Here is a 19,892-nt window from a genome sequence, read left to right as displayed (position 1 = left end):
GCGCACCGCGTGGACGCCGAGACGGCACGTGCGCACGAGCTCATGTGCCAGTACAGCGAGACCGCCGACCCCGAGCGCCTGTACGAGCTGATGCAGCTCAAGGTGCTCCCGCCCTCGACGCCGGGCCGGCCACCCGGCCACCTCCACCTGCTGGCCGCGACGGCCCTGATCGAACGCTTCGACGCGACCGAGGAGCCCCGGTACCTGGACATGGCGATCAGCATGCTCCGGGGCGCCCATCTCGCCCAGCCTCCGGGCCATCCGCAACACCACCGCATCCTGTGCGACCTGGGCTCCAACCTGCGGGCCCGGTTCGAACGCGCCGGGAACCCCGCCGATCTCGACGAAGCCGTGGAGATCGGCAGGCGGACCGTGCAGATGACGCGTCCGGGCCATCCTGACCACGCGGGCATGCTGTCCCATCTCGGCACCTCGCTCCTGGACCGGCGCGGCAGCGCCGGCACCCGCACGGATCTCGACGAGGCGATCACGTGCTTCCGGCTCGCGGTCAAGCACGAGCCGTCGCCCGGCCGACGCCGCGCCATGTACCTCAGCAACCTGGGTGCGGCGCTACAGGCCCGCTTCGCCGAGACCGGCGACACCGCAGCACTGGACGAGGCCGTCGACGCCTGCCGCGGCGCGCTGTCCACCACCCCTGCCGACGGGCCGGATCACTCCGGGGTACTGGCGAACCTGAGCCGCGCACTGCACGCCCGGTTCGGACGGCTCGGCGACCAGGGGGACTTGGACGAGGCCATCACCCGCGCACAGCACGCCATCCGGCTCTTGCGCGACGGGGACCCGAACCTCCGGCAGATACGACTGACGCTCGGCCACGCCCTGCGGTCCCGGTTCGAGTGGCACCGCAGCCTCGCCGACCTGGACGAGGCGATCAACCAGTTCAGAACGTTGGCCGATTCCGTTCCGGCGGACCATGCGCAAGCCGGCACGTACCTGGCGGCCGTCAGTTCTGCGCTGCTCGTCCGGTTCGGAGCGACCGGCGACATGACGGACTACCTGGAGTCGGCCCGGTACGCGCGGCCCCCCGCGCCGCGCACGGCATCCGACGGGCAGGAGGAGCAGCAGCGATGAGCATCGACAACGGCGGTGCGATCGGCCTCGTACAGCGGTGGATGCGCACCCGCGATCCCGCTCTCCTGTCGGAGGCGATCGGGGCGTTGGGGCGCGAGGTGACGGCAGCGGCCGCCCGCGGCCTGCCCGACCGGGAGTCCGAACAGATCCTGACGGGGCTGCTCATGCACCGCGCCGAGGACGGGGGCACGATCGGGGACCTGGACGAGGCGATCCGCATCACGCGCAGCGTCGTGGCACGGACAGGCAGCCACGCCTCGCTGGCGTGGCTCGCCAGGGCACTCTTCGCCCGCTTCCAGCGCAGGGGCGAGCGGCAGGACCTGGACGGGGCCATCGACGCCATGGGCCGGGCAGTGACCACGGCGCCCGGCGACGATCCGGCGCTGCCCGCCATGGCGCACGAGTTGCTCCAGCTCTCATGGCTCACGCTGGGCCGGTCGGGAGACGTACGGGGACTGACCAGCGCGATCACCGTTGCCCAGGCGGCCTTCGACCTCCTGCCTGACGACCGTCCGGGCAAACTCCGCCTCGTCCTGAGCATCGTCAACGCGCTGTGGCACCGGTTCAACCACGCCCAGGACATCGCGGACATCGAGCAGGTCGTCCGACTGGGCCGCGGGGCGATGCACCTGCGCTCCGACGACCCCATGGAGCGCGCCCAGTTGCTCTCCCGTGTCGGTGGAGCCCTCCAGTCACGGTTCACCCGGTACGGCGACCCGGACGATCTGGACGAGGCCGTCCTGGTCGGCCGGCTCGCCACGGAAGCCGTCCCGGCGGGCAGCCCGCATCCGGCGCGGATGCTGTTCGACCTGGGCACGGCGCTGCGGTCACGCTTCAAACAGGCCGGGCGGCCGGACGACTTGCTGGAGGCGGTCGGCCTGCTGCGACGCGCCGTCGAGGGATCGGCGCCCGGCGACTCCGATCAATACGTCTACCGGGCAGCCTTCATCACCGTACTCAACGAGCACGCGGGGCAGACGGGTGAAGAGGCCGCCCTGGACACGGAGTTGACCGGCAACCGGCTGGTGACCGAGAGCATGCCTCCCGGTGACCCGAACGCGGAGGTGTTCCTGGCCAACCTCGGGCGGCTGCAGTACGCGCGTTTCGAGCGCTCCGGCGACGCGGCCGACCTCGAAGCCTCGGTCGACACCTTCCGACGGGCCATCGCCCTCGCCGACGGGACCGGCGACTTCTTCGGCAATGACACGACACGGGTACACCTGGGCATAGCGCTCATCGCCGTCTTCCGCCGCACCGGCGACATCGCCGCGCTGGACGAAGCCCTGGACATCGGCCACGCACCCGCCCTGGCCTCGGTGCGCGGGGATCACGCCGGTCCGCCGAAGGCGACGTTCATCTTCCAGCCGGATGACCCGCGGCAGTCCGCCTTCGAGCCCCCGGACAGCGCAAGAGCCAGGGCGCGGCTCAACGTCGTCCTCGCCGGCGCGCTGTCGACCCGGTACGAGCAGACCGGGGACCTCTCCGACCTGGAAGACGCACTCACCCTGGCCGCCAAGGCCCTCGATCTGCTGCCCGACGCCGACCTCAGAAGCCGGATGGAGGCTACGCACCACATCGCCGCGATCCACGCGCTGAGCCACGCGCGCCTGCGGAACGCAGGAGATCTGGACCTGGCCATCGAAGCCGCCGACAGCACCGTCGCCATGCTGCGGCTCGGCGACCCCAACCTGTCCACCGCGCTGTCGAACCTGTCGGTGCTGCTCGTACGGCGCTTCGCCGGCACCCGGAGCGCAGCCGACATCGACCGTGCCGTCGAGACGGCCCAGGAGGCGTGGGAAACCGCTACGGACCATCCCACCGGGCACCGTGCACGGGCGTGCACGACCCTCGCGTACGCACTGCTGGAGCGGTACGAGGCGGTCCGCGCGCCGGAGGACCTCACACGGGCGGTCGACCTCGCGCGCGTGGCCGTGCAGCGGGGTTCCGAGGACGAACCGGACCGGATCGAGCGGCTCTACGTCCTGATGAGGGCACTGCGCGCCAGACACGACCGGGCGAAGGGCGGCGCCGACCTCGCCGAGGCCGTCGACCTGGCGCGGCGGGTGCTGCGCGTCGAGCCGAGTCCGCCGTCGAGCCGGCTGGAGAGCGTCTACGAATGCGCTTCGTGGGCGGCGCGTTGCGGGGCGTGGGACGAGGCGGCGGAGCTGTTCGCCGCCTGCGTGGACCTGATGCCCAGGATGGCGTCCGCGGACCGGCACCCGGACACCAGGCAGTACTGGCTGTCCCGGTGGGCGCAGTTGACGCAGCGAGCCGCCGCGAGCGCCCTGAACGCCGGTGACCCGCGGGCCGCGGCGGTGTTGTTGGAGCGCGGCCGGGGAGTCCTCCTGTCCCACACCTTCGACTTGCGGGAGGACCTCTCCGAACTGCGGGCGCATGACGCCGATCTGGCGGACCGCTTCGAGCGGATACGCCGTCAACTCGACGACGCGCCCATGCTCGGCGCCGGGACGGTGCCGCGCCTGTACGCACCGGACCCCGCGGCGGAGGCGGGCAGGACGGCCCACGCGGCCAACCAGGACTTCGGCCTGCAACGGCGGCGGTTGCTCGACCAGTTCGACGAGACGGTGGCGGAGATCCGCGGCAGGCCGGGTTTCGGCCAGTACCTGCGCCCCGCGCAGTGGTCCGATCTGATCGCACAGGCCGGGCCCGGTCCCGTGGTCGTGCCCAACATCAGCGAGTACCGGTCGGACGCGCTGATCATCAGCGCGACCGGAGCCGCAGTACGCGTCGTCAGTCTCCCGCACGCCACCCCGGACGCGCTGCGGCACGCGGCCTCCAGCATCTACGGCGCTCTGGGACGGTCGGGTGCGGCCTGGCGCACACGGGACCGTGACGCCCAACTGCGGGCGCAGAGCGAGATCGGGGCCGTCCTGGCCTGGCTGTGGGACGCGATCACCGAGCCCGTGCTGCGGGCCCTGGGCATCGACGGCCCTCCGGCGCCCGGGGCACCGTGGCCGCGCGTGTGGTGGGTGCCGACCGGGCTGCTGAACCTGCTCCCGCTGCACGCCGCCCAGCGCGGCGACCGCTGTGCGCTGGACCGGGTGATCTCCTCCTACGCCCCGACCGTGCGGGCGCTCCGGGTCGCGCGCGGCCGGGCGCCGGTGCACCGCCCGCGGCGGGTCCTCGCCGTGGCGATGGCCGACACCCCCGGCGCATCCGCGCTGCCGTTCGCCGGCCGCGAGGCTGCGGCACTCGCCGAGCGGGTCGACCGGATCACGACGCTCTCCGGGCCGCAGGCGACACGCGAGCGGGTCCGCGCCGAGATGGCGGAGCACGCCTGGGCGCATTTCGCCTGCCACGGACTGAGCGATCCGGTCGATCCGGCGGCCGGACGGCTGCTGCTGCATGACCATCAGGCCCACGCGTTCAACGTCGGCGAGATCGCCGGTCTGCACCTGGACGGCACCGAGCTGGCGTATCTGTCCGCGTGCGAGACCGCCCGCTCCCCTGACGGGCTCGCCGATGAGGCCGTGCACCTCGGATCGGCGTTCCAACTCGCCGGGTACCGCAATGTCGTCGCGACCTTGTGGGCCATCCGGGACGACGTCGGAGCGGACCTCGCCGACGGCTTCTACCGCCGCCTCCTCGACGAGCAGGACGATCCGGCTGGCGCGCTGCACCACTCCAGCCGACAGATCCGCGGAAAGTTCGGCAACTTCCCCTCCCTGTGGGCCTCCCACGTCCACATCGGTCCATGACGACGACCCGCCGCATCAATACCCCGCCGGCACCCGGCCGCGCACGAGAAGCTGAGCCGACGTACCGGCCCACCCTCGGGAGCGCAGCCAATGCCGACACGGCCGACCCTCGTGGTCGTCAGCGGTCCACCCGCCACCGGAAAGACCACCCTCGCGCACAGCCTCGCCCGCGAACTCGGCTGCCCCGCGATCATCCGTGACGAGATCAAGCAGGGCCTGGCCATGAGCACCGCGCCCTACCGGCCCGGCAGGGACGATCCCCTCAACGTCCCGGCCATGCACGCCTTCTTCGGAGCCCTGAGCGTGCTCCTCGAAGCCGGCGTCACGCTCGTCGCCGAGGCCGCCTACCAGGACCGGCTCTGGCGCCCCGGCCTCGAACCCCTGACGAAGATCGCGGACCTCCGGATCATCCGCTGCACCACCCCGACACCCACCATCATCGAACGCATGACCGAACGCGCGGACTCCGACAGGCATCGCGCCGCCCACGGCGACCGGCGGCTCCTCGCCGACATCGCCGTAGGCGCCTACCGCCCCGAGGGGTTCGTCGCCATCTCCCTCGACGCGCCCACCCTGCTCGTGGACACTTCCGACGGCTATCGGCCCGGGACGGCCGAGATCGGAGCCTTCGTCCGAGCACACTGACCAGTGACGAAGTACGAGCATCAGCGGGTGAGGTGTACGAAGGAGCGCCCTGCCGCCTGCCAGGTCTCGTACGCGGTCCACCCTGCGGCCGCGGCCTGCGCGCACACGGCGCGGGCGCCGAGCCGGGGCCACCAGAAGTAGGCTCCGGGGTGAGGTCCACGCCGAGCGCGGTGCGTCCGAGCCCGGTGAGGGCGGCGACCAGTCGGCCCGGTCCGCAGCCGATGTCGAGGACGGGGCCGGTACACCGGGCGAGGACGCTGTCGTCGGCTGCGTCGGGTTCGGCGCACCACCGTTCGACCTCGAGCGGCAGCAGCCAGCCGTCGCGCCGGCGGAGGAACAGCGGCCCCTGCCCGGTACGCGGGCGTCCGCGTACGGGTCCGCCTGCCAGGTACGGGTGACGGGCTCGGCGAGCTGGGCGGTCATCGGGTCAGCGCGCACAGGTCGTGGTGCAGCGCGGCGAAGCGCGCCCGTGGGGCTGCGGCCGCGACCCGTTCAGCGTCCGCGGCCCGGATCCTCGAGCTCGGCACCGGAGTCACGGACAGCCTGACGGCGAACGAGTTCAGCCGTTGACCAGTCCGTACCCGGGCGGAGGCGTTGGGCTGGCGCTGGGATCCGGTCGGCATCTCCAGCAGGCCGCGGTCGGGCAGCAGGTCGCCGATCTCGGCCAGGGGCACACCGGCTCCGGCCGGGGTACGGACCTGGACCAGCCGGAGGAGGTCCGGCGACGTCGGCGAACGCTGCGGCCTGACCGGTGGTGAACGCGAGTGTCGCCGGAACTAGGACAGGAACTGACCTGATTCGTGCGTAGTGTCGTCCACGTCACCAGGAGCCGGCAGACAGGACGTACTGATGAAGCACACCGCGCCCGAGGGTTACACCAGCGTCGCACCGTGGGTCGTCACCGACGACACCGGCGCACTGCTCGACTTCATCACCGCGGCGTTCGACGGCGAGGAGCTCGCCCGGGTGCCCGTCGCGGACGGCACCATCGGACACGGCGAGATCCGAGTCGGCGACACGGTCGTCCTGGCCTTCGACCGCCGGCCCGACTGGCCCGCGATGCCCGCGCTGCTGCGCGTCTACGTACCCGACGCGGACACCGCCATGGCCGCCGCCGTCGCGCACGGGGCGACGGTCGTCACCGAGGCCGCCGACAGCGCGTGGGGCGACCGGGGAGGGCGGGTACGGGACCCGTTCGGCAACATCTGGTGGGTGATGAGCCGGACCGAGGACGTCACACCGGACGAGGCCTGGGAACGGTTGTCCCAGCCGGAGTACGCGCAGTCGATGCGCATGGCCCAGGAAACCCTGGACGCCGAACTCAGCGGACGGGAATCCGGAGTGGCCAGCGCCCCGCAACGCCCGACCCCCTGAATCAGCGGTTCCAGTCCCGTATGCGTCGCCGGCGGACCGGCGCCATCAGGGGTGCGGAGGGCTGGAGGAGGAGGCCCGCGCGGGGCGGGACCTCGTCGGGCGGCAGGTCCAGGCGGCAGCGCCGGGCCAGGGGGGCGAGCACCAGGACGGCCTCGACCTGGGCGAAGGCGGGCGCCGAGACAGGCGCGGGGGCCGCCGCCGAAGGGGAACCACGCGTGGTCGGGGACGGCCGCGGGCGCGTCGGGGGACCAGCGCTCGGGACGGAAGCGGTCGGGTTCCGGGAACCACCGCGGGTCCGGTGGGTGGTCCACTGGCTGCACCACACGATGTCTCCCGGCCGTACCGCCCAGTACGGCACCCCCGCGGGCCACCGCCGGCATCACCCATGCCGGCGGGTACAGGCGCAGGGCCTCCTTGATGATCTGCCGGGTCCAGGCCAGGCGTTCGTAGTCGTCCACCGTGACCGGCCGCCCGCCCAGCACCTCCTCGAGCTCCCCCTCCAGCCGGGCCCGGGCCTGTGGCGCGCCGGACAGCAGGTACAGCGCCCAGGCCAGGGCCGTGGAGGCGGTGTCGTGCCCGGCCGCCCACAGCGTGACGGCCTCGTCACGCACCTCCACGGGCGTCAGCGGCTGGCCCGACTCGTCCCGCGCCGCGAGCAGCCGGTGGACCTCGGCGTCGATCCCCCGAACCGCTGCCAGCGTCCGGCGCCGGGACGGGGTCCGTACCCAGGGGCAGGAAGAGCCCGATGCCGCGCAGCTCCGCACCCACCTCCCGATCTGCCGCGTCCATCGCGGCACCGAGCGTCCGGGCCCGGAGGTCGATCCGCTCGCCGTCCCGCCAGCCGTCGGCCGCCGCCTCGGCGCAGGCGACCATCGACGCCGCGTACGAACGGACCTGGCGCGGCCGGACGACGGGCTGGACCAGGGCCCGTTTGCGCCGCCAGTCGCCGCCCTTGCTGCGGATGACGCTCTGCCCGATGATCTGCCGGAACGCCCAGCCAATGTCGAGGATCTCGTACGTGTCCTCGCGGGCGGCCAGCAGCTCCGCGATGTGCCGAGGGTGCGAGAGGAACAGGCCCCGCCGCGGTCCGAGCGACCAGGAGACGGCGTCCCCGAAGTCGTCGCGCAGGCGGGTCAGGAAGCCCAGCGGATCGCGCCCGAACGCGGGCAGGTCCCCCAGGAGCGGCAGGCCCCGGGGACCGCGGACGGGGTGGAGGGGTGGAGCTGGCCGGCTGGCCAGCCGGCCGCACGATGATCCGAAGGCAACTGGGGCACGCTCTGAGGGCGGTTGCATCCCTCGACCGAGCCGCCGACGTGCCACCCGGTGTGTCGGGGCGCGCCGCCCTCCCAGAGCACCTCGGGCCTCCCCACGCACCCCGCCTGACCTGTGAAGATGTCACTCGTCCCGATGTGTGGGCGCTGCCGGCCGAGTAGCCCGAAGGCGGGTATGGTCGTCCGATCACTGACGACAGCACGGGTCGTCTGTTCAACCCGGGAGAACCTGCATGACCGATCTGCACTCGCTGCGGGCAAGCCTTGCGTCCGGTGAGCACGAGTTCGCCGACACCTTGGCCTTCGTATCTGCGCATTACGACTACCAGCCGCAGGCGTTCCGCAACGGCGAACTGGAGAATGCCGCAGGCGAGAACGAGGGCTCCTGCAAGACGCTGGGACTGGCCCTGCTGGAAGGGCTGAGCGACCAGGAGGCACTGCTGGCGTTCGGTGAGCACTACCGCAGCGTGCTGGCGACGCCGAACGACAGCGATCACGGCAACATCCGCAACCTCCTGGCCCACGGCCTGGCAGGGGTGAGCTTCACCGGGCAGCCGTTGGCCCGCAAGAGCTGATCGGGTCACTGGTGGTGTGGGGCCCGCACCGGCTTCTACCCCTACCTCGGCCAGCCCGACGGATCCGTCAGCGACCGCACCGAGTTCGGCCACGGCTACACCGTCGCCAGCCACCCCTTGGCCGCCGGCGCCGCCGACGCGAACCGTGACGGCGTCGCCGACATCCACGGCCCCATCGACGGCCCGAGCGTCCAGGTCGGCACCGGCGGCTGGGGAGCCGTCCAGTCCATCGGCTCGGTTCTGCCCCTTCGGCCGTGCCCTGCGTGAGCCTCACGCAGGGCACGGTGCCGGAGCCCTAGCGTGGCCACCATGACGAGGAATCAGGACATGGGGCGGCGTGCAGCCGTCGTGCTCTGCGTGACGGCTGCGCTGATGGGACCGGGAGACCTGGCCAGCGCATCCGCCGAGGGGACGGCAGCTGGGCTGGCCCCGCGGCCCGGTGCGCTGGTCTACGTCGCCGACCTCCACTCCGACACGGTGTCGGTCGTCGACCCGGGCACCGGCGTGGTCGTGGACAGCGTTCCCGTCGGCGACGGACCCGACAGCGTGGCCGTCAGCCCGGACGGCTCCCGCGCCTACGTCACCAATTCCGCGGCCGACACGGTATCGGTGATCGACACCCGCGCCGGGACGGTCATCGCCACCGTCGCCGTCGGGGACGAGCCGAGCAGAGTGACGGTCTCCCCGGACGACCGGTACGCCTACGTCGCCAACGTCGCGTCGGACAACGTGTCGGTGATCAACACCCGCAGCCTTGCCGTGACGGGCACCATCGCGGTGGGCGACGCCCCGCTGGGCGTGGCGGTGACACCCGACGGCGACACTCTGTACGTCGCCAACGCCGCGTCCGGCACCGTCTCGGTGGTGCGGACCGCCACCGGAACGGTCACCGGCACCATCCCCGTCGGCAGCGGACCGACCGCTCTGGTGCTCGCCCCCGACGGACGTCAGCTGTACGTCTCCAACCTGAGCTCGGACGACGTGTCGGTGGTCGACCTCTACGACGGCGCGGAATCGGACCGCATCCCGGTCGGGGACCAGCCTGCGGGAATCGGGGTGCGACCGGACGGGCGCCAGGTGTACGTCGCCAACATCGGAGCCGAAGACGTGTCGGTGATCAGCACCCGCGGCCGTGCCGTGACGGACACCGTCGCCGTGGGACGGGGCCCCAACGGCCTCGCCGTCAGCCCGGACGGCTCCCGGGTCTACGTCAGCAACTTCGACTCGGACACCCTGTCGGTCATCGACACCTCGCCGGCCCGCGTCATCGACACGGTGGCCGTGGGCGACGGGCCGACCGGCGTGGCGGCGGCACGGGGAAAGAAGGCCTGACCCCGGGCCTGCGGCAGCGACGGGCGCCTCGGGCGCGCGGCCAGGGCGTCGAGCAGGTTGCCGTCGACCGCGTCCCACGGCTCGGTGAGTTGCCGACCATGACGACGGGCCCCGCCGCGGCCAAGCGGCGCGTGACGGCCAGCACGTGGCGCACGTTGTCCTGCAACGTGACACCCCGCATCGGCGAGCGGGCGGCGGTCAGCCGCCGCATCCGCCGCAGGACCCGTACGGTTCTTCGCGCTCCCACCACGACGGACAGCGGCATGTCCCGAACGGTGACCGGCACTTGTCGCAGGGCGGCTCGGCGGGCTCCTGCGGCTCGGCGGCCGAGCGGGCCGGTATGACGGGCATGCCGCTCCACGACCGGCTCTTCCGGCATTCGCAGAACTGACTGCCGTGGCACCTGCCGCCGCGCAGGTAGGAGTGGACGTCGACCTGGTGCCCGCACAAGGGGCAGCCGTGTTCCGTGAGTTCGGGCATGGGACGGCCTATCCAGCGGAATGCGTGGTGCGGGCGGGAGGGCGCATGCGGTCCAGCATGCCCGACGGCGTCCGGTGCGGGCCAGGGCGCCCAGGACCCACGGCGTGCTCGCCCCGCTGCACCGCCAGTAGACTCCGCGCGGGCGGGGCCGTAGCGCAGTGGTCGACGCGCGCGGTCTCCAAAATCGCGAGGACGCCGGTTCGAATCCGGCCGGACCCGCCCGCCGACGGCATTGCGCGGGCCCGGTCAGCGTTTGAAGGTCTGGTCGAGGGTGGTGGCTATGGCGGACTTGAGTGCCTCGCGGTGGTGGAGGGGTTCCGGGGGCAGTTCGCTGGTGGGGCGCACGCTGAATCGGCGCGTCTGAGCGGGTACGGCCGTCGGCCGGCTGCAGAGCGAGCGCAAGCTGCTCCGCGATGTCGTCGACCACCGCCGTGTCAGGACCGGTCCAGCTGCGGAACCGTCCACCGGTCGCGTCGTCGACCAGGCCCTGGGCCACGTCGGGCGCGACTCCCCAGCGATTGAGGAACCAGGTGAGCACTTGGCGACAGTGGCCGTGCCAGCCGCTGCCGCACCCGGTACGGTCGACGACCTGCAGGATCAGGTTCCTCGCCGTGCGCTCCCACAAGATCCGCTGATCGTCGATGTCGGTCAGGTCCAGGGGGTACGCCTCGAACCAGCCGAGGAGGTACTCCCGCCACTCGCGCCACTCACGCAGAGCCGCCTCGACACGGACCAGTGTCTCTCCCGGCGTCGTGATCGAGTGCTGTGGGCAGCACCAGCTTCCTATCCCGAATAGCTTCGCCTTGGGCAGTCAGATGCCGCCCAAACCCCATGCGTCGAGTCCGCCGTAGATGTGGGCCCATAGGCAGTGGGCGGCATCGAAGCCTGAGGCTTCGCCGCGGTAGACGGCGATGAGCGAGTCCTTGCCCCGCCACCAGGTATCCGCGAGTCCCAGGACTTCGGGTACCCGCTCGGATCCGTCAAGGTCCAGCCCATCGACGGCACTGCCCTTGATCTTCATGATGGTCTTGACCAGTAGCCCGCGTGGTGGCCCAGCGCGAGGGCTTCCACCCATCCCTCTGTGCTGGCGCGCAGAGGTGTCCAGCGATCCGGCGGCGCCAGATGAGGTGGACGGGGACGGGCGTCGTAGCGCAGACGGCGGTAGGTGATGCCGTCCAGGCCCCGTCCGGCAGCGGTAGTTCTTTCCCGCGGAAAATACTCACCCAGGCGTTACTGAGCTCACGGAGCCGGTACGGCACCGATCTGCTGCATCACTCCGAGCAGGTCGGGCTGAGCCCGTTCGCCGACGATCCGGCCGTCGGCGAGATAGTAGAAGTTCATGGCCTGCACCGAGATCTTGTTGCCGCTCGCCGGGATCCCGAAGAATTCACCGTCGTGCGTTCCCCGCATGGTGAACCGCGCCGCCACCGTGTCGCCTTCGGTGACCGTCTCCTCCAGCGTCCACTGGACGTCCGGGAAGGCGCTGCGCATCATCCCGAGGACCTCCATGTACCCATCAGGCCCCCGCAGCGGTTCCGGGTGACTCGGCGCGTGGAACACCGCGTCCGGAGAAATGACCTCGCGAGCGAGACCCTCGTCGCCCGTGTTGATGAACTCGACGAAGCGGTTCATCACTGACTCGCTGGACTGCGCCGGCATCGCACTGTGCCTCTCCGAAGACGGTGGGTGGATACCTGAAGCCTAACATCGAATCGATGTTCACATCGTTTCGATGCACTCGTGCAAGGATGGACTCATGCTGGAACTCGCGATACTCGGCTTCCTGGCCGAGGCCCCCCTGCCCGGGCACGAGCTGCGCCGCCGCATCTCACAGCTGACGGGCTACACGCGGCCGGTCAGCGACGGCAGCCTGTACCCGGCGATCAATCGTCTGACCAAGGCGGGCTTGATCGAGCGGCGCGCCGACCCGGCCGCGGGGGCGGCACGGTACGTGCTCAGCCTGACCCCGGCTGGGCGGGCCGACATGCTTCAGCGTCTGCGCGAGCCCGCCGACCACGAGATCACCGACTTCACCCGGTTCTACATCGTCCTGGCATTCCTCTCCCACCTGCCAGACGTGGCCGAACAGCACGCGGTGCTGCGCAGGCGGCTGGAGTTCCTGGAAGAACCGGCGAGTTTCTTCTACGACAACGACCGGCCCCTGCGCGCCGAGGAGATCACCGACCCCTACCGGCGCGGCATGCTGCTCACCGCCCGCGCCACCAGCCGCGCCGAACGAACCTGGCTGCGCGAGGCTCTCGGCGAGAAGCCGGCCGTATTCGACACCACTGTCACGGACAGCGATCCGCATGCGCCCGCTGCTCCCGCGAGCTGATCACCCACGGAGGTACCTCCATGCTTGCTTCCTGGTACGACGCCCAGGGACCTGCCGCCGACGTCCTGCACGTCGGCGAGCTCCCTGATCCCATCCCCGGCCCCGGCGAGGTCCGCGTCCGCGTCACCGTCTCGGGAGTCAACCCCGGCGACACCAAGAAGCGGCGCGGCTGGCTCGGCTCGTCCATGCCCTACCCACGGGTGATCCCGCACAGTGACGCCGCCGGAGTCATCGACGCCGTGGGCGCCGGAGTCGACGCGTGCCGCGTCGGGCAACGGGTCTGGGTGTACGGGGCCCAGTCCTACCGACCCTTCGGCACCGCGGCCCAGTACACCGTCGTCCCTGCGGATCTGGCCGTCCCGCTACCCGACCACCTCGGCGACGAGCTGGGGGCGAGCCTCGGAATCCCCGGTATCACCGCCCACCGCACCGTCTTCGCCGACGGCCCGGTCGACGGCCAACTGGTCCTGGTCCACGGAGTTCTCGGCGGCGTCGGCTCTCTGGCCGCCCAGCTCGCCCACTGGGCCGGCGCCACCGTGATCGCCACCGTCAGGCGGACCGCGGACCTAGACCGCGTCGACCCGGCCGTCGTCTCCCACGCCGTCGCCCTGGACACCGGCGACCCCGCCACGGCCATCCGCTCGTACGCGCCTCAGGGGGTCGACCGGATCATCGAGGTCGCCCTGTCCGACAACGCCGACCTCGACAACGCCGTCGCCGCCAACAACGCCGTCATCGCCGCCTACGCCGCCCGCGCGGACCGCACCGAGATCCCCTTCTGGCCCCTGCTGTTCAACAACGTCACCCTGCGCCTGCTCGGCAGCGACGACTTCCCCGCCGAGGCCAAGCGTCAGGCCGCCCGCGACCTCACCTCCGCAGTCGCCGTCGGTGCCCTCAGCATCGATGTCCGCGAGCGCTACGCGCTCGAGGACATCGCCAAGGCCCACGATCACATCGACGCCGGCGGTGGCCACGGCCGCATCCTGGTCACCATCCCCCAATAGCGCAGACCCGGAGCCCCGCCCCCTGCCCCTACACCTACGTGTGCGCCTACTCGGGCCCCGATTTCACGGGCACGGAGATCCGTCTCCTCAGCTGCAACAGCATGACCGAGATCCCCTGGGGCGGCACCGGATCGTGGATCAACAACCAGCGGTCCGCACTGCGCGCGAAGTTCTACGACGTCGACCGCAGGCTCGGCTGGACCTCACACGGGCGGCTACAGCGAGGACCGCAACGCGCCGTGGGGATGGGTCTACTACCTGAGCCCCTGCTAGGCAGCAGCCGTGCGGACCGGCGGCACAGCCGGCGGCGGTAGGCGCGTGAGGTGAACGACGGAGGGCCCCGGCATGGTGATCGCCGGGGCCCTCCGTCACGTTCGGCCGGGCGGCACGTTCGAACAGCGCGACTCAAGTGCTCCATCTCGGCAAGTACTTGCTACTGTGGCAAGTAGATGCCGGGGTGGCCATGAGATGCCCCGGCACCAACGGGAGGGGTGGGACATGGGTGAACAGGTCGATGCGGCCGCGGCGTTGAAGGGGATCGCGCGGATCGAGGCGGCCGCGCGGGGTCGAAGCGGCTGGTACGTGGGCTACTTGTGGCTGTTCGCCGCCTGGCAGCTCGTCCTGGTGCCTGCCGTGCTGCTGTGGCGCGGCCCGACGGGCGCGCTGGTCAGCACCTTCGCGAACGCCCTCGTGGTCGTGGGGCTGTCCCTGTTCGCCACGCGGCAGCCGGTGGTTCCGCACGGCTTCGGCGGTCGGCACCTGCGAGTGATCGGCGCCTGGACGGCCCTGTACGTCCTGTCCCTCGCGCTCGGCTTCGCCGTCTTCGCGGGCAGCATCGCCTTCGCGGCCGTGGCCGCCCTCGCGTGCGCGCTTCCGGCCGCTGCGGCAGCCCGGCGGGAGGGGCGCACCGTATGACGCCGGAAGCCGCGGTGGGCGCGGGAACAGGACAGGGCCCCCATCCGCGCCACGCACTCGCTCCCCTTCTGGCCTCGGCCGTACGCCTGTCGATCGTGGCGGCCCTCGCCGCCGTGGAGAAGGCCGAGTTCGCCTACGTGCGGGACCTCGTGGAGATCACCGACTCCGCTCTGTCGAAACAGGTCTCGCGCCTGGAGGAAGCGGGCTGGGTGACGGTGGAGAAGGGGCAGGTCGGCCGGCGGCCGCGGACCTGGCTGCGCCTGACCGGGGACGGAGCAGCCGCCTACCAGCGCCACCTCGCCGCGCTGACGGCCATCGCGGGACCGCTCCAGTGAGGTGACCTGGGCGGAGCCCCTGCCACGGCCCTGATCCCGATGCCCTGCGCGAGCGCGGCCCGTTGCGGCGCGCGTCACCAGTGCCAGTGCAGCGCTTCGCCCTCCGCCACCCGCAACCAGCGCTCCGCCGCCCGGTCGAGCGCGGCCGAGGCCAGCGCGATCTGCCGGTCGTCGAGGGGACTGCGGCCCAGCCCGCGGCCTTCGGTACTCAGTCCCGACCAGACGCGGTAGGCCCAGTTCACGGCGAGTTCGGCCCGCATCACCGCCTCGCCCTTGCGGCGCAGGACCTTCAGCCCCGACCGGCGGTGGCGGGTCGGCTCGACCGGCTCGAACCCTTCGAAGGTGGCGCCCTCCGCGGTGGCGCCCCAGAAGCCGTCCGTGATCCCGAGCGCGCTCTCGACCGCCGCGTGTACGAGGTCGTGGGGCATGGTCGGGCCGGTGGGCTGGTCCGCCAGCCGGACGTCCGGGCCACGGCGCCCCCGTACCTCGAGGTCGTGGCGGCGGTCCGGAAGTTTCCGGAAGATCATCTCCATGGCTCTGCCTCCCAGCGGCTCGGGTCGGGGAGCCCATCGTGCAGTACGCGTTCACCGAACTCCATCGTGGCGCGGACCTCCACGCCGGACGGGCTCTTGTGGCTGTCCAGTGCCTGGGTGAGGACACCACCGCCGCCGCGCGAGTGCCCGGGCGTACCGACCCGGTTCAGGTCCACGTGGTCGGCGAACTGCTTGAGCTCCCGCAACGGGCCCGCACCGGTGGACAGTTCGCGCCACATCTCCAGGTGTTCGTCGGCAGGGCCGCAGGCGGGCTTGTCGCCGACGGCGCAGGTGTCGCCCCAGCCGTGCAGCACCATCACCAGGGGGTGCTTGCCGCCGTCCAGCCGGCGGGGGTAGGTCACGGACGCCTTCGGCTCCGTACGCTTCCCGCCCAGGCCGGGCGGGGCGTACGCGGTGCCACCGAAGTCGTACGTGAGCTCGGCCGAGTGCTCCGTGCCGGCCTGCGCGGTGACTGGGCCGCACCTACCTCCTCCGGCTGCCGGATGGCGGCCGACCAGCGCAATCGTGGAAGATGGATCCATGACAGGGGACGCGGCCGAGATCGTTCTGAGCAAGCAGGACCTTCGTGAGGTCGCCGCGTTCGCCGCGGGGTGCGCCGAGACGGTGCTCGAAATCTTCGAGGCCGATCAGCCGGGCGACTCGCGGCCCCGGGACGCTGTCGGCGCCGCGTGGGAGTTCGCCCGGGGCGGCGAGCGCGGGAAGGCGCTGCGCGACACGGCCTCGGCGGCCCTCAAAGCGGCCAAGAGCGCGGACAGTGCGGCTGCGCGCGAGGCGGCGTGGGCGGCGATGTCCGCGGCGGGCTCCGCCTACCTGCATCCGCTGCACAAGGCCACGCAGGTCAAGCACATCCTCGGAGCCGGCGCCTACGCGGCCAGGGCGGCCGAACTCGTCGCCGACGACGATCGCAGCGTCGGCGCCGAACACCTCGTGCACACGGCGCGTTGTGCGACACCGGTCGTCATCGACGTGCTCACGCGCTTCCCGGCAGCGCCGAACGGTGGTGGACGGGTGGGTGAGTTGCTCCGCATGCTGGACGCCGCCCTTCGTCCGCCCCTCTCCGCCGAGTGACGTTCGGCGTCCAAAGGCCGGTACTTGGTGGCGCGTGGCGGAGTTCTCGCCAATGATCGGCGGATGAGTGAATCCTCGCGGCAGCAGTGGCGTGCCGTCTTCGACATCAACATCACGTTCTCCAACGGTGGCGGCCTGAGCTCCGAGGGGTTCCGCGTCGACGTACCGTCGGAACAGGCCGACAGTGACGCCGTAGCGAAGCTGTTCATCCGGCAACTCGGGCTGACCATGGTCGAGACCGCGGACGTCGCGAACCTGCGGGTGATCCCGGAAGCGCACAAGAACCCGGCGGGCCCGGCCGAGGCACCCGGCGGGCGCCGCAGGCTGGTGGAGCTCAGCCATATCATTCGCGACGGCCTGGTCACCTACCCCGGGCTGCCCGCGCCGCACATCGGCGACCACATGGGCTGGGACGCCTCGCACGCGAGCTACGGTCCGGGAACGGAGTTCCAGATCGGCCGCATCGACATGATCGCCAACACCGGTACCTACGTCGACACCCCGGCACACCGCCACCGGGGCGGCGCCGACCTGTCGGGGATCGGCCTGGACAGGCTGGCCGACCTGCCCGGCCTGCTCGTCCGGGTGACCGGCGCCGCGTCCCGCGCGATCGACGCGGCACTGTTCGCGCCCTTCGACCTCGCGGGCCGAGCCGTACTCATCGAGACCGGCTGGTCCAGGCACTTCGGCACCGAGGCGTACGGGAGCGGGCACCCCTACTTGACCGAGGCGGCTGCACGTTGGCTGGTGGAGCAGGGGGCGGCACTGGTCGGCATCGACTCGCTGAACATCGACGACACCGACGACGGGGCCCGCCCCGTCCACACCACCCTGCTCGGCGCGGGCATCCCCGTGGTCGAGCACCTGAACGCTCTGGACCAACTGCCCATTGAGGGCTTCCGGTTCACGGCCGCGCCGCCGATGGTCGAGGGGATGGGTACGTTTCCCGTCCGCGCCTTCGCGACGATCGGGTAGGCCCGCCCACCCGAGCCAGGCGGGACCCACGAGGACCGCGTCCCCTGGCAGTTGCGGCTCCAGTACTCCGCCGCCGGCACCGTCGGCCGGCTTCCGTCCCGGCGGGCGGCTTCGTCCTGCGTGCGAGCGTACTCCTGTCCTGCACCGCTACGGCCGCTCCCGGCTCCGCCGCCTCCGACAACACCGCCCCGTCCCAGCACATCACGATCGGCCCGGCCGCCTGACCCCGGCCTGACCTGCGGGGCAGTGCACTTGGCGGCGTACCGGCCGCACCCGCCGTCACGAAACGGTCATACCGTCGTCGTGGTCCCATCAAGATCGCGCTGAAGACTCGGCCTGTCAGGGGGGACGCCTTCAGGAAGCTGGTCTCGTCGTCAATGAAGCACAGGCACGCAGCTCCCCGCGGAACCAGCCGTCGGCACCTGCTCGCTGCCGGCGGCGGGCTGTTGACAGCGCTGGCCGCGGGATCGTTCCTGGCCACCGATCCCGCGGGCCGTTCCGGGCCGGGCGGCATCCGGCAGGCATCGGGGAAGGGCGACGGGGCGCACGGCACCGGGGCGTCGGCGGGCCGGCCACCCGGCCCGGGGTGGATGCCCGGGGCGGTCCGCATGCCCCTGGCCGTCAACTTCGAAGCCGGCGCTCGTGACGGGCAGAGCGGACTGGTCCTGCACGTCCAGGAAGGAGAAGGTTCCCTCCACGAGCACTTCAGCGTCCCCGAGGTGAAGGCCTCGGCGCACTTCTGGGTGGGGCAGGACGGGCTGACGGAGCAGTACGTCTCCGTCCACGACCGCGCCTGGAGCCAGCGGGAGGGCAACGGCGCCTGGTCGTCCGTCGAGACCTCCGGATTCAAGACCCGGCCGCTGACCGAGGCCCAGTTGGACGCGGTGGCGCGGATCTACACCTGGGGCAGCGAGGCGCACGGCTGGCCGCTCACCATCAGCGACCGGCCCGACCAGCCGGGACTGAGCACCCACGAGATGGGCGGGGTGCCGTGGGGCAACCACGCCTGCCCCGGCTCCCTGCGCGCGGCGCAGCGTACCGAGATCATCCGCAGGGCGGCCTCAGCCGTCACCAGCGGCCCCGACCGGAAACTCTGACCGGCGGCTCTGACGGGCGGCTCTGACGGGCCCCGGCGCGGAACCGCCCGGCCGCCTCGGCCGTCTCCCGGTGAGGGGTGGTGTGCATGTCAGAGGTGGAGCCGCGGGTGTGGGGGTTCGCCCCGGTGGTGCCCGTTGTCGCCGCGGCGGCCGTCTACGGGTGGGCCCACTGGTGCTTCACGGGCACGTCCGCGCCGTCGGCCACGGTCGCGGTGGTGGTCGGCGCGGTCCTGGTCGTGGGTGCGTCGGCGGCGTACTTCGCGCTCGCCGCCGGCGGCGGCGGGGGCGGCCTGTTCGGCGCGCTCTTCCTGGCCATGGGGCTGCTGCTGACCGTCGCTGCCGTCGAGCAGTCCTCGGCGCGCAGCGCGGCAGCCACCTGTACCGTGCGCGAGGTCCGTACCAAGGTGCAGCCTTCCTTCGGCGAAGGCGGCACGGACAAGACCACCTATGTCCTCGCACTGGACTGCCCAGGGGGCTATCCCGACGAACTCAAGGACGACCGGCCCCTCGCCTCCAAGGGCGCGGAGATCCGCGTCGCCTACGACCCCCGGCGGCGCCTGTCGCCGGAGGCGGAGGGCGAGAGCTCGCCTTGGAAGTCGGCCGTATCAGCTGTGCTCCTCCTGGCCTTCAGCACCGCACTGGCCGGGGCCAGGCGCACCCCGCAGGAGCAGCCCGCCGGGTAGCCGCCGAAGGGGCGGTCGGCGTCCCGGCTCCACACGCTGGGCGCGGAGGAGGACTTCCCCTCCGCCATGGCCGGCCCTCCCCCGCCGCGCCCGGGAACGCCACCCGCACGAGTGAGGCCGTACGGGGACATCGCACAGAGGCCCCGGGACACTTGGTCCCGGGGCCTCTGGCAACTCGTGGTCGGATCGTCAGATCCTCGGATCAGAAGAAGATCGGGATCTCGACGCCTTCCGAGTCCCAGGCCCGCATGTCCCCACCCATCGGGCTGTGGATGGCCAGGTAGTCGGGCTCGAGGGCGATCTCGCCCAGGCCACCACCCGTCCACTCGACGATGATGTGGTCACCGGCCGCGATCGTGAACTCTTCCGCCACGGGTTCGAAGACGACGGTGATCGGTTCCGTCGGCTTCGCCGTCAGTCTGAACTTCATAGGAGCCT

Annotated in this window: 24 protein-coding genes, 1 tRNA gene and 2 pseudogenes; 17 read left to right on the top strand and 10 right to left on the bottom strand. The window is 71.8% G+C overall.

Annotated features, from left to right (window positions below):
• The first annotated feature begins 9 nt into the window (after nt 1-9).
• The 3 genes from ACZ7GJ_RS28420 (at nt 10) to ACZ7GJ_RS28410 (ending at nt 5,456) form a co-directional block, all read left to right on the top strand.
• Nucleotides 10-1,092, top strand: coding sequence for a tetratricopeptide repeat protein (locus ACZ7GJ_RS28420; RefSeq protein ID WP_470755746.1), 1,083 nt, complete (start codon nt 10-12; stop codon nt 1,090-1,092).
• The gene (locus tag ACZ7GJ_RS28415) at nt 1,089-4,811 is read left to right on the top strand and encodes a CHAT domain-containing protein (protein WP_470755745.1); all 3,723 of its coding nucleotides are present in this window, start codon (nt 1,089-1,091) and stop codon (nt 4,809-4,811) included. Before ACZ7GJ_RS28420 ends, ACZ7GJ_RS28415 begins: the two co-directional genes overlap by 4 nt.
• A gap of 90 nt (nt 4,812-4,901) precedes the next feature.
• A complete protein-coding gene (locus tag ACZ7GJ_RS28410; RefSeq protein ID WP_470755744.1) occupies nt 4,902-5,456 on the top strand; it encodes an AAA family ATPase in 555 nt (184 codons plus the stop codon).
• 148 nt (nt 5,457-5,604) lie between these two features.
• Here the strand turns inward: ACZ7GJ_RS28410 and ACZ7GJ_RS28405 are convergent.
• Both ACZ7GJ_RS28405 and ACZ7GJ_RS28400 read right to left on the bottom strand, forming a co-directional pair.
• A pseudogene (locus ACZ7GJ_RS28405) lies at nt 5,605-5,879 on the bottom strand (SAM-dependent methyltransferase); the annotation flags it as partial.
• Nucleotides 5,876-6,130 carry a hypothetical protein gene (locus ACZ7GJ_RS28400; protein ID WP_470755743.1) on the bottom strand — a complete coding sequence of 85 codons (255 nt, stop codon included), beginning with the start codon at nt 6,128-6,130 and terminating at the stop codon, nt 5,876-5,878. The gene ACZ7GJ_RS28400 and the pseudogene ACZ7GJ_RS28405, both read right to left, overlap by 4 nt.
• Before the next feature lie 175 nt (nt 6,131-6,305).
• Here ACZ7GJ_RS28400 and ACZ7GJ_RS28395 point away from each other — a divergent pair, with 175 nt between their 5' ends.
• Nucleotides 6,306-6,830, top strand: a complete 525-nt coding sequence (locus ACZ7GJ_RS28395) for a VOC family protein (RefSeq protein WP_470755742.1) — start codon at nt 6,306-6,308, stop codon at nt 6,828-6,830.
• 1 nt (nt 6,831) lies between these two features.
• On the opposite strand, the gene ACZ7GJ_RS28390 is transcribed toward ACZ7GJ_RS28395, so the two are convergent.
• The 3 genes and pseudogenes from ACZ7GJ_RS28390 to ACZ7GJ_RS28380 all read right to left on the bottom strand — a co-directional run bounded on the left by ACZ7GJ_RS28390 (nt 6,832) and on the right by ACZ7GJ_RS28380 (nt 8,123).
• Nucleotides 6,832-6,972 (bottom strand): hypothetical protein, encoded by a 141-nt coding sequence (locus ACZ7GJ_RS28390; protein ID WP_470755785.1) that lies wholly within the window; start codon nt 6,970-6,972, stop codon nt 6,832-6,834.
• Between the two features lie 82 nt (nt 6,973-7,054).
• A pseudogene (locus ACZ7GJ_RS28385) lies at nt 7,055-7,441 on the bottom strand (cytochrome P450); the annotation flags it as partial.
• Nucleotides 7,434-8,123 carry a cytochrome P450 gene (locus ACZ7GJ_RS28380; RefSeq protein WP_470755741.1) on the bottom strand — a complete coding sequence of 230 codons (690 nt, stop codon included), beginning with the start codon at nt 8,121-8,123 and terminating at the stop codon, nt 7,434-7,436. The gene ACZ7GJ_RS28380 and the pseudogene ACZ7GJ_RS28385, both read right to left, overlap by 8 nt.
• A gap of 211 nt (nt 8,124-8,334) precedes the next feature.
• Between ACZ7GJ_RS28380 and ACZ7GJ_RS28375 the strand changes: the two genes are divergently transcribed.
• From ACZ7GJ_RS28375 to ACZ7GJ_RS28360, 4 genes are all read left to right on the top strand, one after another.
• Nucleotides 8,335-8,676, top strand: coding sequence for a HopJ type III effector protein (locus ACZ7GJ_RS28375; RefSeq protein WP_470755740.1), 342 nt, complete (start codon nt 8,335-8,337; stop codon nt 8,674-8,676).
• Between the two features lie 117 nt (nt 8,677-8,793).
• A complete protein-coding gene (locus ACZ7GJ_RS28370) occupies nt 8,794-8,943 on the top strand; it encodes a hypothetical protein (RefSeq protein WP_470755739.1) in 150 nt (49 codons plus the stop codon).
• 42 nt (nt 8,944-8,985) lie between these two features.
• Nucleotides 8,986-10,008, top strand: a complete 1,023-nt coding sequence (locus ACZ7GJ_RS28365) for a YVTN family beta-propeller repeat protein (protein ID WP_470755738.1) — start codon at nt 8,986-8,988, stop codon at nt 10,006-10,008.
• 624 nt (nt 10,009-10,632) lie between these two features.
• Nucleotides 10,633-10,707 (top strand) — tRNA-Trp (locus ACZ7GJ_RS28360).
• Between the two features lie 592 nt (nt 10,708-11,299).
• Here ACZ7GJ_RS28360 and ACZ7GJ_RS28355 read toward each other — a convergent pair.
• Together ACZ7GJ_RS28355 and ACZ7GJ_RS28350 are read right to left on the bottom strand one after the other, a co-directional pair.
• Nucleotides 11,300-11,509 (bottom strand): hypothetical protein, encoded by a 210-nt coding sequence (locus ACZ7GJ_RS28355; protein WP_470755737.1) that lies wholly within the window; start codon nt 11,507-11,509, stop codon nt 11,300-11,302.
• A gap of 218 nt (nt 11,510-11,727) precedes the next feature.
• A complete protein-coding gene (locus ACZ7GJ_RS28350) occupies nt 11,728-12,120 on the bottom strand; it encodes an ester cyclase (RefSeq protein WP_470755736.1) in 393 nt (130 codons plus the stop codon).
• A 124-nt stretch (nt 12,121-12,244) separates the two neighbouring features.
• On the opposite strand from ACZ7GJ_RS28350, the gene ACZ7GJ_RS28345 reads away from it, so the two are divergent.
• The 5 genes from ACZ7GJ_RS28345 to ACZ7GJ_RS28325 all read left to right on the top strand — a co-directional run bounded on the left by ACZ7GJ_RS28345 (nt 12,245) and on the right by ACZ7GJ_RS28325 (nt 15,077).
• Entirely contained in the window at nt 12,245-12,823 is a 579-nt protein-coding gene (locus tag ACZ7GJ_RS28345) for a PadR family transcriptional regulator (protein WP_470755735.1), read from the top strand.
• A 20-nt stretch (nt 12,824-12,843) separates the two neighbouring features.
• Nucleotides 12,844-13,827 carry an NADPH:quinone reductase gene (locus ACZ7GJ_RS28340; RefSeq protein WP_470755734.1) on the top strand — a complete coding sequence of 328 codons (984 nt, stop codon included), beginning with the start codon at nt 12,844-12,846 and terminating at the stop codon, nt 13,825-13,827.
• Entirely contained in the window at nt 13,824-14,141 is a 318-nt protein-coding gene (locus tag ACZ7GJ_RS28335; protein ID WP_470755783.1) for a peptidase inhibitor family I36 protein, read from the top strand. Before ACZ7GJ_RS28340 ends, ACZ7GJ_RS28335 begins: the two co-directional genes overlap by 4 nt.
• Before the next feature lie 184 nt (nt 14,142-14,325).
• Entirely contained in the window at nt 14,326-14,742 is a 417-nt protein-coding gene (locus ACZ7GJ_RS28330) for a hypothetical protein (RefSeq protein ID WP_470755733.1), read from the top strand.
• Complete coding sequence (locus ACZ7GJ_RS28325; protein WP_470755732.1) at nt 14,739-15,077, top strand: winged helix-turn-helix domain-containing protein; 339 nt, start codon at nt 14,739-14,741, stop codon at nt 15,075-15,077. The genes ACZ7GJ_RS28330 and ACZ7GJ_RS28325 overlap by 4 nt, the downstream gene beginning before the upstream one ends.
• 74 nt (nt 15,078-15,151) lie before the next feature.
• Here ACZ7GJ_RS28325 and ACZ7GJ_RS28320 read toward each other — a convergent pair whose 3' ends face one another.
• Both ACZ7GJ_RS28320 and ACZ7GJ_RS28315 read right to left on the bottom strand, forming a co-directional pair.
• Complete coding sequence (locus tag ACZ7GJ_RS28320; RefSeq protein WP_470755731.1) at nt 15,152-15,610, bottom strand: hypothetical protein; 459 nt, start codon at nt 15,608-15,610, stop codon at nt 15,152-15,154.
• Complete coding sequence (locus ACZ7GJ_RS28315; RefSeq protein ID WP_470755730.1) at nt 15,601-16,152, bottom strand: hypothetical protein; 552 nt, start codon at nt 16,150-16,152, stop codon at nt 15,601-15,603. Before ACZ7GJ_RS28315 ends, ACZ7GJ_RS28320 begins: the two co-directional genes overlap by 10 nt.
• On the opposite strand from ACZ7GJ_RS28315, the gene ACZ7GJ_RS28310 reads away from it, so the two are divergent.
• From ACZ7GJ_RS28310 to ACZ7GJ_RS28295, 4 genes are all read left to right on the top strand, one after another.
• Entirely contained in the window at nt 16,151-16,699 is a 549-nt protein-coding gene (locus ACZ7GJ_RS28310) for a putative immunity protein (RefSeq protein WP_470755729.1), read from the top strand. The genes ACZ7GJ_RS28315 and ACZ7GJ_RS28310 overlap by 2 nt on opposite strands.
• A gap of 63 nt (nt 16,700-16,762) precedes the next feature.
• Nucleotides 16,763-17,674 (top strand): cyclase family protein, encoded by a 912-nt coding sequence (locus ACZ7GJ_RS28305; protein ID WP_470755728.1) that lies wholly within the window; start codon nt 16,763-16,765, stop codon nt 17,672-17,674.
• A gap of 377 nt (nt 17,675-18,051) precedes the next feature.
• Nucleotides 18,052-18,771, top strand: a complete 720-nt coding sequence (locus ACZ7GJ_RS28300) for a peptidoglycan recognition protein family protein (RefSeq protein ID WP_470755727.1) — start codon at nt 18,052-18,054, stop codon at nt 18,769-18,771.
• Nucleotides 18,772-18,857: 86 nt separating this feature from the next.
• Nucleotides 18,858-19,454, top strand: coding sequence for a hypothetical protein (locus ACZ7GJ_RS28295; protein WP_470755726.1), 597 nt, complete (start codon nt 18,858-18,860; stop codon nt 19,452-19,454).
• Between the two features lie 202 nt (nt 19,455-19,656).
• Here the strand turns inward: ACZ7GJ_RS28295 and ACZ7GJ_RS28290 are convergent, their stop codons facing one another.
• On the bottom strand, nt 19,657-19,884 hold the full coding sequence (locus ACZ7GJ_RS28290; protein ID WP_470755725.1) for a hypothetical protein: 228 nt from the start codon (nt 19,882-19,884) through the stop codon (nt 19,657-19,659).
• Between the last annotated feature and the right edge of the window lie 8 nt (nt 19,885-19,892).

Source organism: Streptomyces sp. NPDC037242 (genome assembly GCF_055604165.1).
Note: the sequence above shows the minus strand (reverse complement) of the source record. Positions and strands in the feature narration are given on the sequence as shown.